Source organism: Sediminibacillus terrae (assembly GCF_009602435.1).
GTDB classification, from domain to species: Bacteria; Bacillota; Bacilli; order Bacillales; family Amphibacillaceae; genus Sediminibacillus; species Sediminibacillus terrae.
Genome location: NZ_VZDQ01000011.1, coordinates 16,888 through 42,631, shown reverse-complemented (window position 1 = coordinate 42,631; position 25,744 = coordinate 16,888). Strand labels below are relative to the sequence as shown.

23 protein-coding genes, 1 tRNA gene and 1 pseudogene are annotated in these 25,744 nt (G+C 43.6%); 16 read left to right on the top strand and 9 right to left on the bottom strand.

What is annotated here, in order from left to right; genetic code table 11:
- Positions 1-27 precede the first annotated feature (27 nt).
- The 3 genes from selD to F6X55_RS02800 all read right to left on the bottom strand — a co-directional run bounded on the left by selD (position 28) and on the right by F6X55_RS02800 (position 2,380).
- A complete protein-coding gene (gene selD, locus F6X55_RS02810; protein ID WP_200865434.1) occupies positions 28-1,077 on the bottom strand; it encodes a selenide, water dikinase SelD in 1,050 nt (349 codons plus the stop codon).
- Between the two features lie 64 nt (positions 1,078-1,141).
- A complete protein-coding gene (locus F6X55_RS02805; RefSeq protein ID WP_035426746.1) occupies positions 1,142-2,134 on the bottom strand; it encodes a glycosyltransferase in 993 nt (330 codons plus the stop codon).
- 149 nt (positions 2,135-2,283) lie between these two features.
- Positions 2,284-2,380: transfer RNA gene (locus F6X55_RS02800), tRNA-Sec, on the bottom strand.
- A gap of 147 nt (positions 2,381-2,527) precedes the next feature.
- On the opposite strand from F6X55_RS02800, the gene F6X55_RS02795 reads away from it, so the two are divergent.
- The 5 genes and pseudogenes from F6X55_RS02795 (at position 2,528) to F6X55_RS02775 (ending at position 7,472) form a co-directional block, all read left to right on the top strand.
- A complete protein-coding gene (locus tag F6X55_RS02795; RefSeq protein ID WP_153461860.1) occupies positions 2,528-2,677 on the top strand; it encodes a YfhD family protein in 150 nt (49 codons plus the stop codon).
- Positions 2,678-3,050: 373 nt separating this feature from the next.
- Positions 3,051-4,952, top strand: coding sequence for a selenocysteine-specific translation elongation factor (selB, locus tag F6X55_RS02790; protein ID WP_026570590.1), 1,902 nt, complete (start codon positions 3,051-3,053; stop codon positions 4,950-4,952).
- A 100-nt stretch (positions 4,953-5,052) separates the two neighbouring features.
- Positions 5,053-5,238 (top strand): annotated as a pseudogene (locus F6X55_RS20295) (Rdx family protein); the annotation flags it as partial.
- 137 nt (positions 5,239-5,375) lie between these two features.
- Positions 5,376-6,791 (top strand): L-seryl-tRNA(Sec) selenium transferase, encoded by a 1,416-nt coding sequence (gene selA / locus F6X55_RS02780; RefSeq protein ID WP_026570589.1) that lies wholly within the window; start codon positions 5,376-5,378, stop codon positions 6,789-6,791.
- A 471-nt stretch (positions 6,792-7,262) separates the two neighbouring features.
- Positions 7,263-7,472, top strand: coding sequence for a hypothetical protein (locus F6X55_RS02775; protein WP_026570588.1), 210 nt, complete (start codon positions 7,263-7,265; stop codon positions 7,470-7,472).
- Positions 7,473-7,501: 29 nt separating this feature from the next.
- Here F6X55_RS02775 and F6X55_RS02770 read toward each other — a convergent pair whose 3' ends face one another.
- A complete protein-coding gene (locus F6X55_RS02770; RefSeq protein WP_026570587.1) occupies positions 7,502-8,071 on the bottom strand; it encodes a GNAT family N-acetyltransferase in 570 nt (189 codons plus the stop codon).
- 312 nt (positions 8,072-8,383) lie between these two features.
- Complete coding sequence (locus F6X55_RS02765; protein ID WP_051390423.1) at positions 8,384-9,169, bottom strand: DUF3298 and DUF4163 domain-containing protein; 786 nt, start codon at positions 9,167-9,169, stop codon at positions 8,384-8,386.
- 150 nt (positions 9,170-9,319) lie between these two features.
- On the opposite strand from F6X55_RS02765, the gene F6X55_RS02760 reads away from it, so the two are divergent.
- Positions 9,320-9,763: a GNAT family N-acetyltransferase gene (locus tag F6X55_RS02760; protein ID WP_153461858.1), complete on the top strand. Its 444-nt coding sequence runs from the start codon at positions 9,320-9,322 to the stop codon at positions 9,761-9,763.
- Between the two features lie 18 nt (positions 9,764-9,781).
- On the opposite strand, the gene F6X55_RS02755 is transcribed toward F6X55_RS02760, so the two are convergent.
- Positions 9,782-10,267 (bottom strand): GNAT family N-acetyltransferase, encoded by a 486-nt coding sequence (locus F6X55_RS02755; RefSeq protein ID WP_153461856.1) that lies wholly within the window; start codon positions 10,265-10,267, stop codon positions 9,782-9,784.
- Positions 10,268-10,645: 378 nt separating this feature from the next.
- Here F6X55_RS02755 and F6X55_RS02750 point away from each other — a divergent pair, with 378 nt between their 5' ends.
- Entirely contained in the window at positions 10,646-11,425 is a 780-nt protein-coding gene (locus tag F6X55_RS02750) for an enoyl-ACP reductase FabI (protein ID WP_026570582.1), read from the top strand.
- A 348-nt stretch (positions 11,426-11,773) separates the two neighbouring features.
- Positions 11,774-12,514 carry a CAP domain-containing protein gene (locus tag F6X55_RS02745; RefSeq protein ID WP_153461854.1) on the top strand — a complete coding sequence of 247 codons (741 nt, stop codon included), beginning with the start codon at positions 11,774-11,776 and terminating at the stop codon, positions 12,512-12,514.
- Positions 12,515-12,552: 38 nt separating this feature from the next.
- On the opposite strand, the gene F6X55_RS02740 is transcribed toward F6X55_RS02745, so the two are convergent.
- Positions 12,553-14,265, bottom strand: coding sequence for a BCCT family transporter (locus tag F6X55_RS02740; protein ID WP_153461852.1), 1,713 nt, complete (start codon positions 14,263-14,265; stop codon positions 12,553-12,555).
- Positions 14,266-14,325: 60 nt separating this feature from the next.
- On the opposite strand from F6X55_RS02740, the gene F6X55_RS02735 reads away from it, so the two are divergent.
- From F6X55_RS02735 to F6X55_RS02720, 4 genes are all read left to right on the top strand, one after another.
- Complete coding sequence (locus tag F6X55_RS02735) at positions 14,326-14,565, top strand: hypothetical protein (protein WP_153461850.1); 240 nt, start codon at positions 14,326-14,328, stop codon at positions 14,563-14,565.
- A 293-nt stretch (positions 14,566-14,858) separates the two neighbouring features.
- Entirely contained in the window at positions 14,859-15,797 is a 939-nt protein-coding gene (locus F6X55_RS02730) for a glycosyltransferase family 2 protein (RefSeq protein ID WP_026570580.1), read from the top strand.
- Positions 15,797-16,171, top strand: a complete 375-nt coding sequence (locus tag F6X55_RS02725) for a GtrA family protein (RefSeq protein ID WP_026570579.1) — start codon at positions 15,797-15,799, stop codon at positions 16,169-16,171. Before F6X55_RS02730 ends, F6X55_RS02725 begins: the two co-directional genes overlap by 1 nt.
- A 12-nt stretch (positions 16,172-16,183) precedes the next feature.
- Entirely contained in the window at positions 16,184-18,823 is a 2,640-nt protein-coding gene (locus tag F6X55_RS02720) for a YfhO family protein (protein ID WP_153461848.1), read from the top strand.
- Positions 18,824-19,205: 382 nt separating this feature from the next.
- On the opposite strand, the gene F6X55_RS02715 is transcribed toward F6X55_RS02720, so the two are convergent.
- Positions 19,206-19,571, bottom strand: a complete 366-nt coding sequence (locus tag F6X55_RS02715) for a DoxX family protein (RefSeq protein ID WP_153461846.1) — start codon at positions 19,569-19,571, stop codon at positions 19,206-19,208.
- 143 nt (positions 19,572-19,714) lie between these two features.
- Here F6X55_RS02715 and F6X55_RS02710 point away from each other — a divergent pair, with 143 nt between their 5' ends.
- Positions 19,715-20,758 (top strand): ATP synthase beta subunit C-terminal domain-containing protein, encoded by a 1,044-nt coding sequence (locus F6X55_RS02710; protein WP_153461844.1) that lies wholly within the window; start codon positions 19,715-19,717, stop codon positions 20,756-20,758.
- A gap of 867 nt (positions 20,759-21,625) precedes the next feature.
- On the opposite strand, the gene F6X55_RS02705 is transcribed toward F6X55_RS02710, so the two are convergent.
- Positions 21,626-23,143, bottom strand: a complete 1,518-nt coding sequence (locus F6X55_RS02705; RefSeq protein WP_026570575.1) for an HD-GYP domain-containing protein — start codon at positions 23,141-23,143, stop codon at positions 21,626-21,628.
- Positions 23,144-23,342: 199 nt separating this feature from the next.
- Here F6X55_RS02705 and F6X55_RS02700 point away from each other — a divergent pair, with 199 nt between their 5' ends.
- The 3 genes from F6X55_RS02700 to F6X55_RS02690 are packed head-to-tail and all read left to right on the top strand — an operon-like array spanning position 23,343 to position 25,706.
- Positions 23,343-24,317: a daunorubicin resistance protein DrrA family ABC transporter ATP-binding protein gene (locus F6X55_RS02700; protein ID WP_035426743.1), complete on the top strand. Its 975-nt coding sequence runs from the start codon at positions 23,343-23,345 to the stop codon at positions 24,315-24,317.
- A gap of 1 nt (position 24,318) precedes the next feature.
- Positions 24,319-25,149: an ABC transporter permease gene (locus tag F6X55_RS02695; RefSeq protein WP_026570574.1), complete on the top strand. Its 831-nt coding sequence runs from the start codon at positions 24,319-24,321 to the stop codon at positions 25,147-25,149.
- Positions 25,150-25,196: 47 nt separating this feature from the next.
- Complete coding sequence (locus F6X55_RS02690) at positions 25,197-25,706, top strand: NUDIX hydrolase (RefSeq protein ID WP_026570573.1); 510 nt, start codon at positions 25,197-25,199, stop codon at positions 25,704-25,706.
- Positions 25,707-25,744 lie beyond the last annotated feature (38 nt).

Below are 25,744 nucleotides of genomic sequence, written 5' to 3'. Positions count from 1 at the left end.
AGCCCTTTTTCCCTAAATACAGAAAGTTTATACTACAGAAATACGTCCGCAGTTTTCACTGGTGACGTCACCGATTATTGCTGAGGGTACATTGCTGTTTTGCATTTTTTGTTGTAACTCGTCAGCTTCGGCTGCTGGCACAGAAATCAGCAGGCCGCCGGATGTGACAGCGTCACACAGGATCAATTGGTCCAAATCACTAATCTGATCACTGTAATCAATGCAATCGGCCAACCATTTATGATTCTTCTTCGAACCACCAGGAATGACATTCTTTTCAGCCAATTCTTTTGTACGGGAAAGAAGCGGTACTTTATCATAATGAATGGTGATGCCGACATTGCTGCCTTCAGCTATCTCCCTTGTATGACCAAGCAATCCAAAGCCGGTGACATCTGTACATGCATTCACGGTATGGCTTTCCATCGCTTCGGCAGCATACTTATTCAAAGCAGCCATTACTTGCATCACTTCCTCGGTTGTCTGGTCGTCCAGCAAGCCATTTTTGATGGCTGTCGTCAAAATCCCGACTCCGATAGGTTTAGTAAGAAGCAGCTTGTCGCCCGGTTTCGCACCAACGTTCGCGCGGATCTTGTCAGGGTGAACGGTTCCGGTGACCGACAATCCAAACTTCGGTTCCTGGTCGTCGATAGAATGGCCTCCGACCAATACCGCCCCTGACTCGTTCACTTTGTCAGAAGAACCGGCGAGGATGTCGGCGAGAATGCTCTTATCCAATTCGTTGATTGGAAAGCCGACAATGTTCATTGCCGTAATTGGCTTGCCGCCCATCGCATAAACATCGCTCAAAGCGTTTGCTGCCGCAATTTGTCCAAACATATAAGGATCATCCACGATGGGAGTGAAATAGTCCAAAGTTTGTACGAGGGCTGTCTCATCATTGATTTTATAAACACCTGCATCGTCTGAAGTTTCTAGACCGACGAGCAGATTTGGATCTGGAACGGATGGTGGTAAGTGACGCAGCACCTGCGTCAGGTCCTCGGGACCAATTTTGCATCCTCAGCCACCTTTGCTTGATAAAGAAGTCAATTTTATTATTTCTTCTTTCGACATATTTCTCACACTCCTTTGCTTCCTTAAGGACTGAAATACTGCCTTCTGAAAATTATGCGACCAATTACGTAAGCTGTTTATAGATTCCCAACAGTTTTTTGGCCTCTTGTTGACTGGAATGGTGTTCAGAAATATAGCGGCTAGCAGCATGTCCTATGGACTGTCTTAAATTGTAATTATTCATGATTTTTTCGGCATAAGCAAGAAATTCGTTTTCATCATGGTAAACAAATCCGTTCTCGCCATCGATGACAATACTACGATTCCCTTGATTGTCCGAAACTAAAACTGGTAAACCAGCAGCCATCGCTTCCAATATTGCCGAGGGTTGGCCTTCTGCGATCGAAGTGTTTAGCAGAACATCGGCCGCCTGATAAATGCTTCCCATTTTTTCATGGTCTATTTGTCCTAGATAGCTGACCCAATGGTTGTTTTTAGCAACCAATTGTTCCACTTCATTTCCTTCTTCTTCTTCCAGTACAGGGCCGACCAACGCCAAGCGGGTGGTTGGGTATTCGGTGTACAGCTTTTTCATCATGTTGATGGCCGCTGGTACATTTTTCACTTTTCTTATACCTGCCGGAAGGACAAATAAAGTGGTACCTGGTTCCTTCTCATAATTGTCTCCGGAAACCGGAAATTCATCAGTGCCTTGTGGAATTACATGAACTTTTCCGGCGATATCAGGGACTTCTTCTAACAGGGTGATCTTTGCTTCCTCGTTAAATACATGAACGGCCCGTGCTCCTGTCAAAGAAGCGATCGTATCAGTTCTAGTCGATTCCTCGTATAAATAATGGCTTAGGTCCGTACCGGTAACAGTAATTACATATGTTTCCGGCTTCTCGTCCATCTGTTTATAATACTGATAAAAACGATAGGCATGAAAACCGTGTATTAAATCGGCAGCGGGAAAATCTTTTGGCGGTTTTTCTTCCGTGATCGATACGATGTCTGTTTCGATGTTTAATTTTTGCAATGCCTTGGAAATCCGCCGGACTGTCACGGTGTTCCCCCGCTGTTGATGATAATTTGGCGTTGCGAGGACAATCTTCATCATACACCTCCTTTGGCGAAAAAGGTTGGTACGGGCGTAGTTGTAAGTTTCAGCTCATCCATATGGCTGGATGACCTTACTTTACCCGGAAGAGAACATAATAAGCCGCAATTCATTATGTGGAATTGCGGCAGTGCTTTCCTATGTATTGGCGGGACTGTGTGGGAATCGAACCCACCGGAGACGGCACGCGCCTCCCTCAGGGTTTTGAAGACCCAGGGGAACACCAGTCACCCATCCAGCCCCATCAGTCATTATCGCCAAGCCTCACCAAGTTTATAACGATTTTACCAGTGGTGCAAGTACAAAGCCTCAGTAGTTTTTACCAGCTTACATTGCAATCAGGGGAGAGGCAGATACTATGCTGGATACTGTAGGAAAAGAGGTGGAAAAATGGGCAGGGATGAACATCGCCATTCAAGAGGTAAAAACAAAGTGAAATTGCCTCAAACACCGGCATATGAAAAAGACAAAACAGGCGTAGATATCGATATGTCGAAGAACCCACGCGTCCAATTCGGGATTAACGAAGAAGAAAAATAATTGGTCATATCCAAGGGGGGTCAGTCCCTGAAATCCGCCTTACAGCTCATTAGGTAGGGGAAAGGGGACTGACCCCAAAAGCGTCAAAAATCTGAATTTTACTGGTTTTTAATTCTTGCGGGGACAGACCCAGTAATTCGCGAACGAAGTCGCGATGCTGATACTGTAAGGTTTTAGTGCTGCGTAGGGTGGTACTCTAGTTTTTCGCTAAGAGTGAGGGACAGACCCCCGTGGTGTTTGTCGATAGGGTTTTATGTTGTTGGGGACTGACCCTTCCTCCTTTCTCTCTGCTTCCTGATTCTTACTACTTGAATCAGGCTCTTAAGATGATTACAGTTATAAGTACCAAGACAGAATGAAAGAGGGTGGGATGATGGACGATACTTACTATACAATCGGTATGGCCGGTCACATCGATCACGGCAAAACTACATTGACCAAGGCATTGACCGATGTCGATACGGACCGGTTGAAAGAAGAAAAAGAAAGAAATATTTCGATTGAAGCGGGATATGCTCCTTTACATACAGAGGATGGTACGCACGTATCTATCGTGGATGTTCCAGGTCATGAACGGTTTATCCGACAAATGATAGCCGGTGTGGCTGGCATTGATTTGGTGGTATTGGTAGTTGCTGCGGATGAAGGGGTGATGCCGCAGACGAAGGAACATCTGGAAATCCTCCAATTTCTAGGAATAAAAAGATGTATTGTCGCTATAACGAAAATCGACCGGGTAGATGAAGAACTACAGGAGTTGGTGGGAAGTGATATTAAAGAAGCATTGACAGGCACGATTTTCTCGGATGCTGAAATGGTGTTTGTGGATGGTGTTTCTGGAAAGGGAGTGGAAGAGCTCCGGCTGACCATTTTCTCCGCTCTGAAGCAGGTGGAATTTCGAGACCGGTTTGGTTCTTTTCGCCTTCCGATCGATCAAGTTTTCACTGTTCAGGGACAAGGAACCATTGCCAGAGGAACTATATATGAAGGAGTGGTTCGCCAAGGAACTCCGCTGACGATTTTGCCCGCTGGAAAAATAGTAAGAGCACGCAACATTCAGGTTCACCATAAAGATGTCCAGGAAGCAAGGGCAGGCCAGCGTACTGCAATAAATGTCACCGGTGTGGACCGTGAGGAGATCAACAGAGGAGATGTGCTGGTAGCATCTAATCATTTCCTGGTCAGTAAGACAATTGATGTGGCTATGAGACTGGTGGATGGAATGCGACATCCTATAAAACAGCGCGCTCCCGTTAAATTACATATCGGAACATCCGAAGTGATGGGCAAAATTGTGTTTTTCGATCGCAATGAAGCACAAAAATCACCGGATGAAATTCTTTGTCAGCTTCGTTTGGATGAGGAGGTTGTTGTGCGTCGGGGAGATCGTTTCATTATCCGGAGACCGACTCCGGTAGAAACAATCGGCGGTGGCTGGGTTATTGACCCGAAAGGCGAAAAATACCGTTTCGGTGCAAAAACGATAAAGATGCTTGAACAGAAAAAAGAAGGTACACCGGAGGATTTAATCTCCACAGTATTACATGAGCATACCTTGTTGAATGAACAGCAAATCATTCAATTCACGTCGTTAGACAAATCAGTCGTTTTAGAGGCGTTAAATCGAGGAATCCAAGCGGAACGATTTATCCGAACAGGAAAAAACTTTGTTTTAACGAATACGTTTGATAAAGGCAAAGAATCCCTGGTTGAGTTTTTGGAAAGCTATCAGCAGCAGAATCCAATGCGTCCTGGTATTAACAAAGCAGAGTTGCGCCAGCATTTTCGCGATACTTTTCCCAAGCCGTTTATCGATTTTGTCATAACGGAAATGGTGGAACAGAAAATGGTAAAACAGCAGGAACAGTACTTGGCAACAGCGGATTTTCACCAGCATTTGCCGCCACGCTGGAAAGCGAGATTGGAAGAAATTATTGAACAGCTAAAAGCGGATGGCCTGCAAATCAGAAAATGGGAAGAATATTTTGTTGGTAGCCCGCTGCCTGAAGAAATGGGTGGTGAATTTAAAAATTATTTGCTGCAAACCGGCCAGGCTTATGCCCTTACAGAAGAAATGCTTATCGATCGGCAAGTGTTCCTGGATGCCGTCGAAAAGTTGAGAAGGCATACAGATGAAACCTTCGGGCTTCAGGACGTTAAGGAAGTCTGGAACATTTCCAGAAAGTATATGATTCCACTTCTTGAATTACTTGATCAATGGGAATGGACGATCCGGGAAGATGGCAGCCGGCGTTGGCTTCCTTCGGGAAAGTGAATTGTCGGATATCTTTAGTCAAATAAGTAAAGAGGAGGAAGAGAAACGAATGAGATACGAGGTATCGATAGAGTTCTGCATGCAATGAAACTATGCACCAAAAGCCGCAAGATTTGCGGAACAGTTATTTACTCATTATCGGTCATCGATTGCATCCCTTCATTTGGTACCCAGCTCGGGAGGGGCGTTTGAAATTTCCGTGAATGGCAAGCTGCTTTATTCAAAATTAGAAACAGGAGCTTACCCCGAATGGAAAGCGATTGTCGATAAAATGGATCATTTATAATAAGATAAGAGAGTCGTCGATACTGCGGCTCTTATTTTATTTGACTGGGTATCCATCATCGAATTGATAGGTTCAAGTCCAATTTTCAGGCTATAATGAAAGTAGAGTATAAGTTAGGGTAAATGGAGGAAAATGAAATGAAACATTTGCTGCGGGAGCTACCGCCTGTCCATGAATTTCAGCAGCACCCGAAATTCCGCCACCTTTCAGAGCAATACGGCATTCCCGAAGAGGAAGTCACTGGATACATAAAGTCCGCATTGCATGAATTGCGCAATGCACTGCTCGAAGGTGTCAATCCTGCAGGAGAGACTGGGGGACAATATTTCACCGAATACATATGGCGAAACATCGAAAAGCGTCTGCAACGCTTTCAACAGGAGAGGCTGCGTCCGGTGATCAATGCAACGGGAACGGTTTTGCACACTAACCTCGGCAGAGCACGGCTTAGTGCGGAAGCCATTCGTCATATGGAGCAGGTGTCAGCTGGATATTCCAATTTAGAGTATGATATTGAATCCGGGAACAGAGGTTCGCGTCATGATATTCTCGAGGATTTACTCGTGAAGCTGACGGGAGCGGAGGCGGCAATGGTGGTAAACAATAACGCAGCAGCTGTCTTCCTCGTCTTGCGGGCATTGGCAAAAGAGAAAAATGTGATAGTTTCACGGGGGCAACTAGTCGAAATCGGAGGATCTTTCCGAGTCTCGTCCATCATGGAAGAAAGTGGAGCGAACTTGGTAGAAGTCGGCACGACGAATAAAACCCACCTATACGATTATCAACAGGCGGTGGATGAGGAAACAAGAATGGTCTTAAAAGTTCATACCAGTAACTTTAAAACAGTGGGTTTCACAGAGTCTGTTGGTACCAAAAAATTGGCAGAGTGGAAAAGCCGTTATCCGGATATCATTTTTTATGAGGATTTGGGAAGCGGCGCGCTATATGATTTTAAAGCAGAGGGGATTGGAGACGAGCCGATAGTCAGAGAGGTCATCAAGGATGGCGCTGATTTAGTATCCTTCAGCGGGGATAAACTGCTGGGTGGTCCGCAGGCTGGCATCATAGCTGGAAAACGGAAATTCATCCAACAATTGAAAAAACATCAGCTCGCCCGTGTTCTCCGTGTCGATAAAATGACATTTGCCGGTTTGGAAAAAACCTTGCGTGCTTATATAACTGGAACTGCGGCAGAACAGTTGCCCACAGTCCGGGATATTGTGAGAAGTCCGGAAACCATCCAAAAGCAAGCTGAAACGCTAATCACGAGAATGACGGACGAACTTCCGCACCTGCATTTCGAATTGATGGAAGATGTCTCGCAAATCGGCGGAGGTACGATGCCGGCAGTCGAGTTGCCTACTTATGTGGTGGCAATTACCCTTCCTGGACTGACCGCACAACGTTTGGCAGATAGCTTGCGATTGGGAAATCCGGCTATTATCCCACGGATTAAAGGGGAGAAAGTGTTACTTGATTTAAGAACCATCTCAGAGGATGACATGCAAACTCTCTATGGCCAGATGGTCCGTTTATTCAAGAAAGAAAACTGACTGGACAAGACGTTGTTCTTCTAAAACGATTCGCTTCCACATCAGCTCTTCAATCTTAATGGCCGCCGCCATTCGGCTGTTTCTTGCAGGAAAAATGGGAGTGAAGGTCGTGAAGGTGCGGGTCGAGAATATTTGAATAGTAGCTGAAAAGCTTGCGGCTTATGTAGAAACCGAACGAATTCATTGAATTCGTTCGGTTTTTTGATATATGGCCACATCTTCCGTTAAACTTCCTTTAATCCCGTCGTCGTATTGCTGCGGCATGCGAATTATCTTTCCGGAGTGGTATAGCCTGCCATATATGGAGAAACAAGGCTGGAACATATCATAAATCTTTTGGAAAAACCGAACGGTGACTGGACCAGAATTGTATAACTGGATTTTCTGGATTTTGGGGCAGGATTTTTCTGACCGGCATGGAATATATATGATTGGGAATCAACAGTAGAAAACGACAAAGCAGGTGGAGAGATGACATACATAATCGAAACGATGAAGTTCCCGGTCGACAACTTTTTAGGTATGCTTTTATACGTAGTATTGTTTATGCTGACGGCAGCATTGCTGGTGGGAGTTCCGCTTCATTATCTCCCTTATCAAATACCTTATGCTGTTAAAAACGCCGCAATCGGAACGGCGGTTTTCATCGGTATCTTTATATGGTGGCTTTTGATATTTTAGAAAGAATTATATACTCCGAACACTATTTCCTATTTGAAGGTATTATCATTTTCTGCTTTATGTTTCCACTCAGGCTGCAACAGAGAAAAAACCAACGCATCATGGGATTGCTTGTTCTGATACAAGTATCCTCTCAAAGTGCCCTCTTCCGTGAATCCCCTATTGCGAAGCAATTGATTGGAAGCATGATTTTGCGGGAAAGTAACCGCGCCAAGCCGGTATAACCCGAGCTTTTCAAAACTGTATTCCATTATCTTGTTGATTGCTTCGGTTGTATACCCCATTCTCCAAAAATCAGGATGGATCTCATAACCGATTTCAGCTTTTTTACTATAGGTGCTTAGATTATTCAGCCCGGCACTCCCTATAAAACTGTTGCTTTCTTTTAGAAGCAGGCCCCAGCGAATGCCGCGTCCGCTCTTAAATGTTTCATGCAATGAGTAGATCATTTCCTCTGCTTGTTCCATGTTCACCAGGCTGTTCATACCATAATATTTCGTTACTCGATCATCAGACATGATGCTAAAAAAACTCGCCGCATACTGCTTGTTTATTTCCACCAATTTCAGTCTTTCTGTTTCAAACTCCGGAAATCTCATTTTCAGTCCACCTCTTTTACAAGTTCCTAATATAGGAGAAAGTTGTGGTCAATGTTATCCTAACTTTTCATACGATTCAATCTTTTTTAGCTCTGTTTCATGATTTAATTGTAAGAAGAATGGAGGAAGGTGTTTATCCATTGTTCAAGTGGAAAAGGAATAATGCCTAAAACAAAGCCGGACGGTATTCAAATCTTAAGGATTCGAACTCGTCCGGTTTTTGGTTTGATTTTCACTGCCTGCTTTTTTGAGTTGGCAAATAATGATTTGGAAGCATGTCTTTGGAGCGTGTACTGTTCAATACCATTACCTTCATGTTATAAGCGGCTGATACTGTTCTTTGAGTTGCTCCTTCAGCGTCGAAAGGGTTATAGGAAAGGTGGGTTCCCCCATATAACCAGGCGCAATTTCGTACTGCCCGAAGGCGATAACCAAATCCCCATCTTCGATATAAAAAGATTGGTCACTAGTAATGCTTTGAAAAGCGCTCGCTCCTGTAAATGGATCGTCAGGGTGGAAATAGCTTCCTTCCCCAGCTTTTTCTTGCTCCTTGATTTGCCGATGAATTTCCTGATTGATCATTTCTGCGTAGTCGCTGTTTTCATGGAAAAGATCAGAAAGAATTAACTGCTGATTATCGTTCAGGTCGATATTATAGTAATCGGTTACTGTAATCCCATGTGCACCGCCTGTATAGGTGTAGGTAGACACGGTGAAAGACAAAATCTGATCAGTATTCTTAAGATTGTAGTCGATTTTCAATTCATAGGGATTAAAAGGCCTGTTTTCCTGGTCGGCATTCTTTTGAGCCTGTTTTGCCTGAACAATGATCTCTTTCTTTGCTTCCAGTGCTTGTTTTTTGATTTTATTATTCAGCTGCTTTTCGAATTTTCTATCGGAAAGGCCATTCACGATAGGTACGTTTAAGTCGATGGTGACAAAATCAGTTTTTTCCTGAATTACTTTTGACCCAATGATAATACTTCCAGTGTCGGATTGGTCGTCTGCAGGTTCGACCGATAAAGCTCCCGCGGGATGCGGAAGAGCGCAAAACCAGTAAAAAATTGCAGTCAGAAATACGATATTCGTTTTATTCATATATGACTGTTACCTCCTGTATTTTTGATTAGCTTTCCATATTTTTCAGCAATAATGCTTGGGCGGGAAAAATAGCAGGAATAATTCCCCTCACAGCGAAATAATAAATCGTCGAACAAATAATTTTGCATTCAGGAAGGGTGATGGCAGATGATACAAGTAAAACAAATCGAACCGGAGAGTACATACTCATTACGTCATCGGATTTTAAGGCCGAACCAAACAATACAAGAATGTTTGTATCCGAACGACTTTGAGCGGAATGCTTTCCATTTAGGGGCTTATGTAGACGGGAAGTTGATCAGCGTTGCTTCTTTTTACCAGGAAAATCATCGGGCGTTTACAGAATCAAGGCAGTTCAGGTTACGTGGGATGGCGACCTTGGAGGCATATCGTAAACAAAAAGCAGGAAGTGCTTTGATTCAAAGGGGGGAAGCAATAATGTCGGAGAAGAAGGCCTCACTGTGGTGGTGCAATGCCCGTACAAGTGTCAGTGATTATTATCGGAAAATGGGGATGGATTCAGAAGGGGGGATTTTTGATATCGAGCCAATCGGCCCCCACCGCTTAATGTATAAGCGGCTGGGTGAATAGGGAGAGGAGGATCTGCTGTTATAACATCAACTGGTAAAACCATACGTCTTGCCAATTTTCGAATTTGTAGCCGACCTCCCTGAAACTGCCGATGAATTCGAAGTGGAACTGTTCATGCAGCTTAATACTAGCTTGATTTCCGGCGGTTATCCCACTGATCACTGAATGATAACCGAGGGTTTTTGCTTTCTCAAGAACAGCCTCCATTAGCCATTTCCCAATTCCTTTTCCTTGACTGCCGGGATCTACATAAACGGAAAGTTCGCAGGTCCATTGATATGCTGGTTTGTCCCGATAGGCACTTAAACAGCTGTAACCAGTGATTTTTCCATCATCTTCGGCGACTAACAGCGGGTATCTGTCCCCGTATTTGGAGAACCATTTTTTCCGTTGCTCGATCGTTTGTTTTTTCAAATCAAATGTAGCAGTCGTATGTTCAATTGCGTGGTTATATATGGCCAGCAAGGAAGGGATATCTGTTTGTTCTGCATTTCTAATCAACATAAGGCGGAATACCTCCAATCGTATCTTTCCTCATTTTAAAGGAAAGAGTGGGAAATGAATACTGTGCAGTCTTTTGGTCGATGCAGTAAGCTGACATTCATTAACAAGTCGTTAAGAAGGACTGCGAAAAATCCGGATGTTCCTCTTTTGATATTCCACTCCGATTATAATCTGGATTTTTCTATGTTTTCCGGCTGTTTGTCAGTTCGAACTGCCGAAACTGGAGGGTACAGATTTGCTTGATTGCAGGAGTTGCTTCTTCCAGAGATAGGGGGGGAATACAGTAGAAAAAAATTGCTGCATGCTTATAGGCGGGGACTGTCCTTTTTTGGGTGAAATTTGTTATGATAAAACGGAAACTACTTAATGGAGGATACTATGGAAGACATTTTACAGTTGAAAGACAAACATATTGTGGTTATGGGTGTGGCCAATGAACGCAGTCTTGCCTGGGGAGTCGCTAAGTCATTGGCTAAGGCCGGGGCAAAATTGACATTTACATACCGTAAAGAGCGTTCATACCAAAAATTGATCAAGCTTTTGGAAAAGAGCGAAGTTACTGCTGAACATGTAGCTGTTTGTGACATTAATGAGGACGAAAGTATAAAAGACGCATTCGCCGCCATCCATGGGAAGGCCGGCAGGATCGACGGGATCGTTCATTCGATTGCCTTTGCGCATGGAGAAGATTTAAAAGGACCATTTGTAGAAACCTCCCGCAGTGGATATGCTTTTGCACAGGATACCAGCGCTTATTCGTTGATTGCTGTGGCCAGGGAAGCCAAGCCTTATATGACCAATGGCGGCTCGATTATTACGATGAGCGCCTTGGGCGGGGAAAGGACACTCGAAGGATATAAAGTAATGGGGGTCGCCAAAGCGGCTCTGGAATCCTCTGTCCGATACTTGGCGTTAGATTTGGGAGTAGACGGCATCCGGGTCAACACGATATCAGCTGGTCCGATAAGGACACTCGCGGCTAAAGGGATTCCTGGGTTTAACGAAATGCTTCATGACATCGAATCCAGAGCACCCCTAAAACGAAATGTGACACAAGAAGAAGTGGGAGATATGGCGGCAGTTATGATGAGCCCGCTTTCGAGAGGTGTGACTGGCGAAACTGTCCATGTGGATGCCGGGTATAACATAATGGCCTAAATGCCAATTGGCGTCTTTGCAAGGATTTTTTTCTTGCAAAGGCGTTTTTTATTTAGGTAGAGGGTGAAGATTCCTTTCTATGTGGCGGGGGAGGTGTTCGATTTGAAAAGGCGCTGCACTGTATAGCTGGACATACAGAAGCCGATGCTAAGAAAATTATTGGAATTGCGAACCTGAAGAATGAAAGGGAGAAAAATAGAGAGTACTCAGGAGAAGAACAATTAGGTGTTATACGAATAAACAGAGAGGCTGCCAAGGAAAAGTATGGACTGTAACTTCCGTATGTATATTAATTATTGGTTGGCAAATAGTAAACAGGCCACAGTCTATTACAATGGAGGTCAACTGATGAAAAAAGCGTTTGTTACTGTTGCAGCGGCCGTTGTGTTAAGTGGTTTAACTGGATGTAATACGAACAACCAGGAAGCACAAGATCCGAATAATGATGAAGGATTTCGCCAAGTCGGTTTTCATGGTGGAGGGCAGAATACCGGAAACCCTGATAACGAAAACGACAATGGTCAGTTCTTCCTCAACCCAGGTGGACAGGGTCAGTATCCCAATCTAAGGGAAAACCCTCCGTTAAGACGGGAAAACGAGAATTTCCAACAGGATTTCAGGCAGTTCAGCCAAGGAAACGATCAATCGGATAATCGGCAAAACAACCAGCAAACAGACCGTCGGACAGGTGAAACGAACAATGATGCGAATATCGGTGACGTGCAACGGGAAGTCATCCGGTTAACGAATGTCGAGAGACGTAACAATGGACTTCAAGAACTGAAAGCCGATACGGATTTAACGGAAGTGGCACAGGAAAAATCGGAAGATATGTCCGAGAACAACTACTTTTCGCATACTTCACCGACATATGGCTCTCCATTCGATATGATGCAGCAATACAATATTGAATATCGATCAGCAGCAGAAAACATTGCTTCAGGACAACAATCAGCCGAGGCTGTGGTGCAAGCATGGATGGACAGTCCGGGTCATCGGAAAAATATCCTCAATGGAGAACTGACCCATATTGGCGTCGGATTCGATTCCGATGGCAACTATTGGACACAAATGTTTATCCAAAAGTAAAAAAAGGGATTCACCACTTCTTGGTGAATCCCGCTTCACTAATCCTTGTTTTGGTCGCTCTTCTGACTGTCCTCCTCCGAAAGTTCATCCATTATTTCATCTTTCATTTCCTCTTTGACTTCTTGTTTGATTTCCTCATACATTTCTTCGTATACTTCTGATTTTACATCATCCATTAATTCTTCTTTGAATTCGGTTTTGATTCTGGAAATACGGCGTTTCCGTTTACGAGTTCCTTCGAGTTTTAAATCTTTACTGAACATCATCAGAATGGCGATCACCATCAATAGCATGATAATAGCAAAGGGCAAAGCGGCAATGATGGAAGCCGTCTGCAATGCATCCAGTCCGCCGCCGCCACTTAACAACAGAACGCTGGCCGTCCCTGCAATCAGGAAGCCCCATACGAGCTTTGCCGACATTGTCGGTGCCAGGCTGCCTTTGGAAGTCAATGCTCCCAACACATAAGAAGCCGAATCGGCAGAGGTGATGAAGAAAATAAGGATCAACAGGATGGCAAGGACGTTTGTGATACCGCTTAGCGGCAGTTCCCCGAGTGTGGCGAACAATGCTAATTCTACATCACCGGTGACCAGCTCGGCCAATCCGCCGGAACCGAACATTTCTACATTCAAGGCGGTACCGCCGAAGGTAGTAAACCAAATAATCGCCAATAAGGATGGGACAATCAAAACGCCGGCCATGAACTCCCGGATAGTTCTACCGCGAGAAATCCTTGCAATGAATAACCCCATGAACGGTGCCCAGGAAATATGCCAGGCCCAGAAGAAAATGGTGTTTGTGCCAAGCCATTCGCTGTCGGAAAAGGGGGTCATCGTCAGGCTCATCGGAATTATATTTGAAATGTAACCGCCCAATGTGGAAACAAAGTTCTCGGCGATAAACAATGTCGGTCCCACGATAATGACGAATAGTAGGAGTAGTCCGGCGACAACAAGGTTCACGTTGCTCAACAACTTGATTCCTTTGTTGACCCCTTTTGCGGCTGATATCATGAATAAGCAGGTGACAACAATGATGATCAGAATTTGCGTCCAGGCATTGTTCGGGATGGAACTGATATAAGACAAACCGCCTGTGATTTGCATCGCACTTAGGCCGAAAGTGGTCGCCACACCAGTGCAGGTAGCCAGGACTGCCAATATATCGATAGTCTTACCTAGCCAGCCATCAGTCCGGTCACCTATCAAAGGGTAAAAGGCGGAGCTGATCAGTGCAGGCCGATCTTTTCGGAATTGAACATAGGCAAGTGTCAAGGCAACAATGGAGAATATCGCCCATGGGTGTAATGCCCAATGATAAACCCCGTATCGAAGACCGGCGATCGCCGCTTCTCTGGTTTCGGGTTGATAGCCGACAGGTGTATCCAAATAGTAAAGTACAGGTTCGGCAACTCCCCAGAAGACAAAGCCGACGCCGATTCCGGCTGCAAACAGCATGCCGATCCAGGAGAACCAGGAATATTCCGGCCTGTCATCAGGTTTTCCGAGACGGAGACGTCCAAAAGGACTGATAGCCAAAACAATCACGAATAGGACAAAAAATGCAGTGATCAGCATATAAAACCAGCCGAAACTTTCAATCATCCAGCTGAGCGCGTCACTGGCTGCTTCTTGCAGCGTGCTTGGAGAGCTTGCTCCCCATAAAACAAATAAAGCTACCAGGATTGCTGAAATGACAAATACAATTCCCGGTTTTTTGGTTGAATAGGTATAATTATTTTCCGCCATAAATTAGGTCTGCGCACTATCGGCGCAGATCCCCCCTTTCTTTTTTCAGGAATAAATGTTTTGGAAATGATTTTGTCCAGCTTCAGCGCCTACCCCCTCGAGGTCTTTAAGTCCTTCCTCTCTGTGGCGGAATCATGCCACGCCGAGGCTGTTCATAAGCTTGTGCCTCAAACCAAGAACTTTGGCAGAGGGGGTTATCAGCGCAATTTTTCAGGTATGAAGTATAAATGCGACCACACCTCTGTCATCGCCTGTCTGATCGTCTTTTTTCTGAGCAGGCGCACGCGCTTTTTATTATAAATAGATTGTCGGGAAGTGTGTAAAATAAAAAGCGGATGATGATTCGAAGCTGATCCTTTGAGTATGTATTGCTATTTTTTAATACCCTTGGCGTCCCATATTAAAACCGTATCATTAATAAGTCCACCTTGGATATGGTCCGTTTTATCGATTCTTTCGGCATTACGCGCCCTCTAGACTAGTCATTTGCCAGTAACTTCGGTCTGGTTTTATCATGGAAGGGAAAAGGGTATATCTTTATTATCTTGGACACATGCTGTTTGAGTGATGATCAATATCGGAGGAACACGTATATGAATGACGCTTATTATTCTTTTTTAATCCCTTCCTATAATGAGTCAGACAATGTCCGGCTGATTCATGAAGCGCTGACAGAAGAGTTGGAAAAAATAAATTGCGCTTATGAGATTTTGTTTGTCGATGATGGAAGTGAAGACGATACCTTTAAGAAAATACACCAGTTGGCAAAGGAGCATCCAGCGGTTAAGTATGTTTCTTTTACAAGAAATTTTGGGAAAGAGGCAGCATTGCTTGCCGGCCTCAGGCATGCTCGAGGCGATGCAGTCATCATTATGGATGCCGATTTACAACACCCTACATATTTAATCGGAAATCTGATTGAAGGTTTCGAGGAAGGCTTCGATCAGGTCGTGGCCAAACGGAATCGAGATGGCGATTCTCGATTACGTTCTTTCTTATCAAAAATTTACTACAAATGGATCGATCAGGTGGTCGATGTAAAATTAAAAGATGGAGAAGGGGATTTCCGTCTTTTGAGCAGAAAAGCGGTGGAAGCCGTGCTCGAGCTCTCAGAAGGAAACAGATTTTCTAAAGGATTGTTTTCTTGGATAGGATTTGAACAGAAAACAGTATATTACCGGAACCATATCAGAGGAAATGGAGACTCTAAGTGGTCTTACAAAAAATTGATCAATTATGGCATCGAAGGAATCGTTTCCTTTAATCAAAAGCCGCTGCGTATATGTCTTTACGGCGGACTGATCATTATGTTCCTGGCTTTGCTTTATATTTTTGTCATGCTTGTAGGAATCATCCGCACGGGTATTGATGTCCCAGGCTATTTTTCCATCATCTCTTCTGTTTTGTTTCTGGGAGGGGTACAGTTGGTCAGCTTGGGTATCATCGGTGAGTATGTGGGCAGGATTTATGCCGAAACGAAGCGCAGGCCGCATTATCTAATAAGAGATACGAATCTGGACAGGGATTTATGATGAATTGGATCAATAATGAGTTCACCCGATTTGTAGTTGTCGGCGGATTGAATACCGTTAATTATTACCTGGTATATTTAATTTGTTTTAACCTGCTTGGATGGCATTATTTAGTCGCGCATATTTCCGGATTCTTCGTCAGTCTGGTGCTTTCTTTTTTTCTGAATGTTTATTTCACCTATCGAGTAAAACCGACGTTTTCTAAGTTTTTGCAGTTCCCATTATCTCAACTGGCCAATATAACATTATCCTCTTGTCTAATGTATGTATTTGTCGATTTACTTGGCTGGAACGGGAATGCAGCTCCATTCGCTGCCTTGTTTATCACGGTTCCAGTCACATTTTTGATTACCGGAAAAATATTGAAAAAGTAATGGTGGCAATCTATGAGAAAAAATAACTATTTCGCGAAGCTGATTGGGTTCAGTGTGTTGGCTGCTATTGCAGCTCACGGATTTTTTTTATATCAGTGGAGTCAGGGCGGGTTGATGGCCGGTCCGAACGACGGCCTTTCACAAATGGCTCCGTTCAGAAGCATGCTTTACCAACAATTTACGGACGGGAATTTCTTCTATTCATATATTTACGGGCTTGGGGGCAGCACATTCACTCAGCTTGCTTATTATTATGGAATTAATCTTTTTTTCTATATAACCATTATAGCTGTTTACGTTTTAGAACTATTGTCGCTTGTAAAAGAACCGAACGTATTGTTTTGGGCGGAAGCTACTGTATTTATAAGTGTTGCACGAATGACGATCGTGCTAGTCATGACCACTTGTCTTTTCCGCTATATGAAGTTGAATACAATTCCCTCCTTTATCGGAGCATTTTTATACGGTGCCTGTGTCATGTATTTCCGTCATGTTACATACTGGGAGTTTTTTGGCGATGCTTTTCTTTGGCTGCCGTTGTTGGTGCTTGGTGTGGAAAAAATCATGCGGGAACAAAGGCCTGTCTGGTTGATTATTGCAGTGGCCATGTCCCTGTTTGATAACTTTTACTTCGCTTTTATCAATTTTTGTTTTATCGCACTGTATGTTTGCTTACGTTGGGCGATCCGATTGACAGCGGAGGAACCGAAACTGAAAAAGCAAATTCGCCAGTTTGCCCTTTCGGTGATTTTAGGCTTTGGGATCGGATCAGTAGGCTTTTTCCCTGCTGTATGGGGTTTTTTTCATAATTATCGCCCGGAATATGAGCAAGACATCCCTTTGTTGGACAATACCAGCAACATATTATATGACAGCCATCTGTATTTGCTACCTGCAGTATTTGTGCTGTTTCTATTCGTATTTCCTTTGTACCGCATCCGGGAGTTTCGGTTGTTTGCATTGTTGGGAATATTATTCACTTTTATGCACTTCGTTCCGTTGGCGGCCAGTTTCTTTAATGGAATGTCTGCGCCACAGCACCGGTTTGAATACTTGGGTTTTTTCTCGATAGGTGGGGTTGTTGCAGCCGGTTTACAGCACTTCCATCGGTTCGATTATCGAGAATGGATACCAGCTGGAGTATTGATGGCTTATAGCTATATCGCATTTTATGTGATGGATGATTCCTTGTCTTTGAAGGATAAGCTTCCTTTCCTCGCGGTGTGTGCTGCGACTGGAGTATCGTTCTTGTCTGTTATCGCTGGAAGATTTCGCTTAGTCTTGCCATGGTTGGTCGGTTTTATTGTCCTGTCCCATCTAGTAATCGTCAATCAATTCCAACACGATAAGCTTTATGAGGCAGGAAGGGTGAAGGAATCGACACAAGAATATGTTGAGAGCAATGACTATCTTTCGGAAGAACAACAAGGCTTGATTAATCGTGTGCTCGCCTCAGATAATCGAGTCCTGTCCCGGATGGAATGGAAGACAGATGGAAGGAACAACACACCGATGATTCAAGGGTTCCCGGGGACAAGTGTCTATTCGAGTATCTTAAACGAGGAATTGCTGTTCTTTTATTATGATGATTTGCAGATAGATATGAAAAGGGAGAGTGTCAGCCGTTACTCAGGTTTTGGTGACCGCGCAAATTTGCACAGTCTGTTTGGCGGTAAGTATATCATGTATGAGAAAAAACAAGAGAAGAACATTCCCTATGGGTTTAAAAAATATATGGAAAGTGACCACTACGTCGTTTATCAAGACGCCTTTAGTCTTCCTTTTGTTCGTACTTCGGACGTGGTCTACACGGAAGAAGCTTTGGCGGATGCTTCCGTGCTTGACCGGGAGCATGCTATGTTGGATGGAATAATACTCGAGGATGGGGAGGGATCGTATCAATCAGCCATGATCGATACTGTACCTAATCTGATCGAGCAAGCTACTATAGAACCAGTGGATGCAACTTACCATGATGGTCAGTTGAATGTTTCCGGCGAGACAGGCGGGATAGACATTCATACAAACCGGATTGATGTATCTTCTTATGAGGATTATTATGTATCTTTCTATTTATTGAACAACGATAAGAAAGCACCGCTTTTTCCTTTGCATGTCAATGAGTTTAAAACGAGCAGGAAATCAAGACAATCAATCTACAGGACGAAAGTTGACGAAATCACGATACGTGTGCCGAAGGAGGAAGTTATTTCCCTCAGGGTTCCTGAGGGAAGCTATACACTCAAAAACCTTCGCTTATATGGGGAAGATTACCAGGAACTCGAAGAAGCAGCCGCCAATAAGCAAAACAATGCAGAAGTGGATTTGGATGGCAACCAAATTGACATATCGCTCGATAACAAGGAAGGGGACGACTATCTTACGATACCAATACCTTACGAAAAAGGCTGGCATGTTTATGTAAACGGAGAAAAGCAGCAAATTCGAAAAGCGAATTATGCTTTCCTGGGTACGCGAATTAAACCAGGTCACAATGACATTGAAATGATTTACCATCCTCCTTACTTTGGTTATACCGCAACTTTGGCGTTACTGTCGGCGGCTGGATCGTTTTTCTGGATTTTTTGGAGGAGGAATAAAAGAAAAAAGCGAGTGGAACGTGCGCATGATTCAATTGCCAAAAATGAATGATAAAGCCTTTCAATCAAGTTTTGATTGAACTTGTCAGGTTGAAAAGTGGGAAGTAACATAAGGGTGCTTCTCACTTTTTCGTAGGAGTGGTACTAATAAGAGGTGGAAATGCCTTTTTCTCTCCCCGGGAGGCTGTTTCACGGAACCGAAGTAATAATACTGTTGCCCATCCTTGGTAAAGAGGAGAAATAAAGATGATATCGAGTAGTTCCGGACAATGTCGAATGCATGCTATGGATGTCGGTACAATGTCCGGTTATGTTTTGGCCTTTACCGTTTTTTTTCAGTAGCCTTCTGGATAAAAACGTTCTTTTTTCCTGACCCCAGGCTCTGCCAATAAAGATTCTTTGCTTATGGCAAAAGTAATGCATCCCTTGCTCTCTTACTTCGCATAACTTCTCCATAGAATTGCCAACAAAAGGATCATAATGATATCCAGCCTCGCTCCAAAAGCAAAGGATAAAAAACCAGCATGCAACATTGGGATTTTTGTAAGCAACAAGGCTGTAATCATGATCGTCAGCAAAGGAATCACTGTTCTTTTTACGTAAAATTGAAATAAAATGAAGCCGCCTCCAATTACTTCGATCAATGCTACTAGTAAAAGAGCAATGGCAGGATAGGGTATGCCAATGTTTGCGAATATTTCCTCAAAGCTGGGATCGAGCAATTTGACCAGACCAGAGGTAATGAATACATAAGCGACACCATATCGAATTAACTGCAAAGAATGAATCGGTCCGTGCAATTTTTTCTCCTCCTCGATTGTTTTTATTACCTTATGCGGTGTTGAGGACAGCCTATGCTCTAAAAAATATAAATTTTAAATTTTCGGAAAGGTATTACTTTTAAAGGTAAAATAAATTACTCTATAAAGTAAGGGGCGGTGGAATGGAAAATTTGAAGCTCAATGTTGATTTACTGCGCAAACGGGTTCCCAATTTGACAGTTGCAGCCCGTTCTGTCGGTCTCAGGCCAGCGACAGTTTCCAATCTTTGTACAGGTAAAATCCCTTTGGAAAGGGCAGAGGTAAGGACACTGGTCCGTTTAGCATCCTTGGCAAATTGCAAATTGGACGACTTGATCATTCAAAGAGGAGGAGAAAAAATGATTGAAACCGGAATCAAGACTTTGGATTTGTTCGCTCCGCTTGTAAGAGAAGGAAAAACCGGATTGGTAGCAAGACCTGGAATGGGACAGCTTGTTTTATTGGCCGAATTATTTTACCGGTTGAAGAAGCAAGGGTTTCGCTCCTTGTTTTTAGCTGAAGATTCAAACACCAGCATTGCCGATGCACTCGCGGAAGCCGATTTTTACAGTACTTCCGCCGACGAAATTTTCGCTCGCATTAAGGAATACCAGCCATCAGATATTATCCTGGGAGTGGACCGCAGAATTTATTTATCCGAAGATTTTTATCAATTAGAAGATCATTTCTTTGAAAACGGTATCAAAAACATCACCTTTGCTGTCGTTGATACGAGTGGAGAGGCGGTTGACGAAGAGTTGCCATATGGACCGCTTGAAACCCTGTGGGAATTCGACATGGAATTGGCGGCCAAGCAGGCATATCCCGCTGTCAATCCTTTAACTTCCATCTCGACTGTTCTGGAAGAAATTAATTTGGACAGCGGCCACATGGAGGTTCAGCAGCAAGCACGTAAAATTCTTCGGAGATCTAAAGAATTAACCTATCTGGTGGAACAGCGAGGGAAGAACAATCTATCAGAGGCCGACAAAATCACTTTTGAAAGGGGAAAAAAACTGGAAGCATATTTAACCCAGCCTTTATTTGTGGCAGAGGATTTTTCCGGTCAGCGAGGACAATCTGTAGCACTTTCAGAAACCTTGGAAAATGTAAAAGCAATTTTGGATGGTAAAACAGATGAAATAACTGCAGATGAATTGAAGTATATCGGGTCACTTCAGGTTTAAGGATGTCTAGTATGCAAGTTGTTCGTTGCAATGGAGGAAGAAACATGGTATATTAATCAAGCGATGAGCTAATTTGCGTAAGACGAACAGACATGCTCTATGCTAAACGCCGAATGTGGTCGGCGGTCTTTCGCCGCAAACGTAGAGCCCTCTGCCAGGACAGAGGGCTCTTTTATATGTATTCAAAGATAGTGGATTAAAGGCTCTATGCTGACGTGGTGATGGGGGTTTTACTGGTTATAATCGCTGTTTTAAGGGAGGAGTCTTGTTGGCGTAGTGTAAAATCATACACTGCAGTTGACGGAGAACCGACATGACCAATATAAAAAAAAGCTTGGGACAAAAGTATTGCGACCAAAATAAAAACCGAACGATTTGGTTCGGTTTTCATATTGTTTAAAAAAGCAAACCGCTCTATCCTTCTCTTATGAAGTGTGCAACACTCCACTCCGGCAACCTTTTCATGTTGTTGGCGCACCCTCCATTTCCAACGAATAAAGGAACCTCGCCATATACATCTTCGTTATTGTCTAGATACTTAAGCGAATAGAAGATTACGGTTCTATCTTGTCTTGATCTTGTAGTGGTCAGACCGCTAAAACGTAGCGAAGGCAAGATACTGTGGTTGCCACGCGTACCTGCTTCCACTTGCTTAGAGCACCAATGGCTTTCTAGGAGGGTTTTAGCCCTTTCTTTCCCCGGAAGTGTCTCCTATTATGCTTTCGCTATTCATTTTCTGAGTTTAAAATACAGCAGTGCCATGATGAAAGACTCTCTTCTCTATAACGCAAAGTCTGTCAACAGGAGAGCGGTTATCGATTCTTCTCGTCCGGTTATTAAAGTGGTTTTTTATTATACCCGAGGTCGTTACTCATTTGCAGCAGTTACGCTTGCCTGCTTTCTGTATTCCGTCTGATACCATGCGACAAACAAATCGACAAAGAGAGGGTCCCATTGCGATCCCTTTCCTTCTATCAGAATCGCCATTGCTTTTTCAAATGACATTGCTTTTCGATAATTGCGATCGGAAGTCATGGCATCGAAAGCATCCGCTACTGCCATAATTCTGCCGAATATAGGGATGTCCTCTCCGGCCAGTCTGTCGGGATACCCTTTGCCGTCAAAACGTTCGTGATGATGGCGGACGCCAGGAAGCAAAGGGACAATTGCATCGCTGGGATGGATTTCTTGCAGTATTTGTTCACCGATCACTGGGTGCAGCTTTATTGTTTCGTATTCTGATTCCGTAAGCTTGCCGTCTTTTAACAATATTTCATCCCGAATGCCGATTTTTCCAATATCGTGCAGCAATGCAGACTGCCTTAGCAATGCGAGTTCACTTTCCGACAGCCCGGTTCTGCGTCCGATATGCTGCGCATATTCTGCAACCCGTAAAGAGTGCCCTGCGGTATATGGATCTCTGGCATCAAGAGTGGCGGCGAAAACAGTGAAAAAGCTTTCGTGCAATTGTTCGGTCATCTGTTTCTTTTCAACGATGGAATCTACCATGTGATTGAAACCATTTATTAAATGACTGAACTCATCTGAATAATAATTGTTTAATTTCTCCAAGTTTCCTGCTTCTACTTCCCTCATGCCATTTTGCAATTGTTCGACTGGTTCCTGAATATCTCGGGTGAGCAGGTTTGATCCAAACAGGGCAAAAAACAAAACGGTCAACACAACGACTACAGCCCAAACGATATACTCCGTCATGAAAGATGAACCAAATTCATAAAGCCGCAGAGTTGTCGCTGCCGCGAATAGCAGCATTGGGAAAACGCTTAGAAATGCTGCACTGAAATAAAACTTCTTATTTATTGCAAGTAACATATGTGCACCATGGGAAATGTCCTTTTGATAGAGGTTCAGCCCTTTTTCTTTTAAAATCTTCAGAACCTGTCGCATGACGAGGCTCGTCAAAAAGTATTCAATCATTCCGTGCATGAAAGCGATAAGCAATGCCGCAAAACAAGCAATAACTGTATAATAGTAAGGAATGGAAAGCCAGCCCATCGTTATGGCCAGCATCGTCAAAATAGCGGCAGGGGCTGTGATCCCGACAAAGTGCGGTAAGATGATCCGTTGAAAGGAAAGCAGCGGAAAACGATGCGCGCGTTGGTAGGCAGCTTCCAATCCCATGAGCGTCGGCCGTTTTTGCCGCATTGCTTTTTTTATCGGAGCAATATGCTTGGAATAAGCACTAAATTCAATAAACAGCATCAACAGGAAGGAAACTACGACAATTCCTAGAAAAACAGCCGTTTCCTGTACGGAAAATTGTAAGGGATGCAGCATGAAAATACCGCAGAAGCCAAATACAGCAACGAGGGAGCCAATTAAATAGTTGAGCATTAATTTAATGGCCAGTTTGTTATATGACATGGGGTTACCATCCTAATTCGTATTGTTGTAGTGATATCCCCATTATAATAAAAAATGTCGAAAAAATGGGGAATTTGCCACAAGTTTTTTGATTGGTACCAGGAATTTTGTGATACGATTGTTTTACTTGTGAAATGTTCTTATTCGAACTTGTTTGTTAAAATGAAATATAGAATTAGTGGATAATAGGGGGGACAGGATGAAAAATATCGTGGAAGTTAAGGGACTTGAAAAAAACTACAAAAGTTTCCGTGCAGTGACAGGTGTCGATTTTGAAGTGGGAGAAGGCGAGATATTTGGTTTTCTTGGCCCGAATGGAGCTGGAAAAAGCACTACCATCAACATGCTGTCGACGATCATCAGACCTTCAGGGGGTAAAGCCAGCATTAACGGATTTGATATCGTAGCGGATAAAAATAAGGTCAGGGCGAGCATCGGCCTTATTTTTCAGGAATCTACACTGGATGAAAAACTGACTGCCAATGAGAATCTCATGCTTCATTGTAAATTTTACCGTGTTCCGAAAGATAAACGGGAAGAGAGAATAAAAGAAGTATTGGAAATCGTCGATCTCGAAGACAAGCGGGGAAATATAGTGGATACCTTTTCAGGAGGAATGAAACGCAGGCTGGAAATCGCCCGAGGTCTGTTGCATTATCCCAGGGTCCTGTTTCTCGATGAACCGACCGTAGGACTAGATCCTCAAACAAGGAACCATATATGGGAGTATATTCTCCGTCTAAAAGAAAAGGCAGGAATCACGATTTTTTTGACGACCCATTATATGGACGAGGCAGAAATATGCGACAGGGTCGCCGTCATGGACCATGGGGAATTGATCGCTCTTGATACACCTGATCAATTGAAAACCAACGTTGGAGGAGACATCATCGAAATCGAAACGGAAGACAACCAAACAGCGTGGAAAATACTTAAGGAGAAATATGAGGTAGAAGTAAACGAAGCGGGTGAATCGCTTACTTTTCAAGTCGATAAAGGGAGCGAATTTCTCGTTCAATTTGTCAAAAATTTCGATATACCCATAAAGACGGTCAACCTCAGGCGTCCGACATTGAATGACGTTTTTTTAGCGTTGACCGGAAGAGAAATACGGGAAGAAGCGGCTTCATCCAAAGAGAAAATGAAAAGCAATATGCGAAAGGGGCGTGGATAGGATGGAAGCTGTTTATGCAATTTGGCAGCGCGATGTCCTGAAATTTTTCCGGGATCGGGCACGACTCATTGGTTCTTTTGCCATGCCTTTTATGTTTTTGATTCTTTTTGGAAGCGGCATGAGTGGGGCGATAGGATCGATGATGGGCGGTGAAGAAGCCGCCGGACCGTTGCGTGATTTTGACTTCGTCGAATTCATGTTCCCCGGGATAATCGGGATGACCGTTTTCAATACAGCTATTTTTTCTGCATTGTCGGTTGTTCAGGATAGGGAATTCGGCTACTTGCGAGAAATCCTGGTTTCGCCGATGTCGAGAACGTCCATTGCAATCGGAAAAGTTCTGGGAGGAAGTACCGTAGCCTTATTCCAAGGATTGATGATGCTCGTTTTTGTTCCATTCATCGGGGTTTCCATCACGTTACCGATTATCCTCGAATTGATTCCTGTCATGTTTCTAGTGGCTTTTGCCATATCATCGATCGGTCTTTTAATCGCAACAAGCTTAAAAACGTCTCAAGGATTTCAAATGATCATCCAAGTTTTGATTTTTCCGATGTTGTTTTTATCGGGGGCGTTGTTTCCTTTGAACGGCATGCCTGCCTGGATGGATTTTTTAGTGAAAATCAATCCATTGACCTATTCAGTAGATATGTTTAAAAAAATCATTCTTCAGCCGGAAAATTTAGCACCAGCTTTGCGGGAGGCCATGGGGCTGAACCTGTCTGTTTTCGGCCATGTCATTTCTTTTTCAGAGGAAATGATCGTTGTCCTCGTTCTCAGTATCCTGTTCGTCGTATTGGCTACCGTACGATTCAACCGTTCAGAAGCCTGAATCTTCGTTTTATCCAGAATGAAAAATCTGTAAAAAAGGAGCAGGGGATGACAAAAAATCAATCCGATATAAAAAGCAGCGGCATGAAAATAATTACGAACGAACACAACAAAACGTATATCCAACAGCGGGATAATCACTCCGTTGTGCTGTTGGCGCGAGACGGGGACTCGTTCATTTTAATCCGTCAATATCGTGAACCAGTAAATGATTATATTGTCCAGCTTCCTGGCGGAGGTGTGCAGCCCGGAGAGGACTTAGACTCGGCAGCAAAACGAGAATTCGAAGAAGAGACAGGATTGCACTGTGAAAAAACGGTCTATCTAGGAAAAATGCTTGCAGCATCTTGGATTACAAACGAAGTAACGCATGTTTACTATAGTGAGTCCATTAGCAGTGGACCGGGACAAAAATTGGAAGACCATGAGAAAATCGAAGTACTAAACGTTCCGGTAAAAGAGTGTATCGAACAAATAAAGCAAAATGTATACAACGATACAGAACTGTGTTTTGCAGTGCTTCATGCTTTGTTGGGAGGTTTTCTATTCCGTGATTGACAATAATTTGCCGCCCGGCCGGCCATAATAAAAGGAGA

Coding starts and splice junctions, on each gene's coding strand:
- F6X55_RS02805 (WP_035426746.1), bottom strand. CDS start 2,134: ATGAAGATTGTCCTCGCAACGCCAAATTATCATCAACAGCGGGGGAAC.
- F6X55_RS02795 (WP_153461860.1), top strand. CDS start 2,528: ATGGGCAGGGATGAACATCGCCATTCAAGAGGTAAAAACAAAGTGAAA.
- selB (WP_026570590.1), top strand. CDS start 3,051: ATGGACGATACTTACTATACAATCGGTATGGCCGGTCACATCGATCAC.
- selA (WP_026570589.1), top strand. CDS start 5,376: ATGAAACATTTGCTGCGGGAGCTACCGCCTGTCCATGAATTTCAGCAG.
- F6X55_RS02775 (WP_026570588.1), top strand. CDS start 7,263: ATGACATACATAATCGAAACGATGAAGTTCCCGGTCGACAACTTTTTA.
- F6X55_RS02770 (WP_026570587.1), bottom strand. CDS start 8,071: ATGAGATTTCCGGAGTTTGAAACAGAAAGACTGAAATTGGTGGAAATA.
- F6X55_RS02765 (WP_051390423.1), bottom strand. CDS start 9,169: ATGAATAAAACGAATATCGTATTTCTGACTGCAATTTTTTACTGGTTT.
- F6X55_RS02760 (WP_153461858.1), top strand. CDS start 9,320: ATGATACAAGTAAAACAAATCGAACCGGAGAGTACATACTCATTACGT.
- F6X55_RS02755 (WP_153461856.1), bottom strand. CDS start 10,267: ATGTTGATTAGAAATGCAGAACAAACAGATATCCCTTCCTTGCTGGCC.
- F6X55_RS02750 (WP_026570582.1), top strand. CDS start 10,646: ATGGAAGACATTTTACAGTTGAAAGACAAACATATTGTGGTTATGGGT.
- F6X55_RS02745 (WP_153461854.1), top strand. CDS start 11,774: ATGAAAAAAGCGTTTGTTACTGTTGCAGCGGCCGTTGTGTTAAGTGGT.
- F6X55_RS02740 (WP_153461852.1), bottom strand. CDS start 14,265: ATGGCGGAAAATAATTATACCTATTCAACCAAAAAACCGGGAATTGTA.
- F6X55_RS02730 (WP_026570580.1), top strand. CDS start 14,859: ATGAATGACGCTTATTATTCTTTTTTAATCCCTTCCTATAATGAGTCA.
- F6X55_RS02725 (WP_026570579.1), top strand. CDS start 15,797: ATGAATTGGATCAATAATGAGTTCACCCGATTTGTAGTTGTCGGCGGA.
- F6X55_RS02720 (WP_153461848.1), top strand. CDS start 16,184: ATGAGAAAAAATAACTATTTCGCGAAGCTGATTGGGTTCAGTGTGTTG.
- F6X55_RS02710 (WP_153461844.1), top strand. CDS start 19,715: ATGGAAAATTTGAAGCTCAATGTTGATTTACTGCGCAAACGGGTTCCC.
- F6X55_RS02705 (WP_026570575.1), bottom strand. CDS start 23,143: ATGTCATATAACAAACTGGCCATTAAATTAATGCTCAACTATTTAATT.
- F6X55_RS02700 (WP_035426743.1), top strand. CDS start 23,343: ATGAAAAATATCGTGGAAGTTAAGGGACTTGAAAAAAACTACAAAAGT.
- F6X55_RS02695 (WP_026570574.1), top strand. CDS start 24,319: ATGGAAGCTGTTTATGCAATTTGGCAGCGCGATGTCCTGAAATTTTTC.
- F6X55_RS02690 (WP_026570573.1), top strand. CDS start 25,197: ATGACAAAAAATCAATCCGATATAAAAAGCAGCGGCATGAAAATAATT.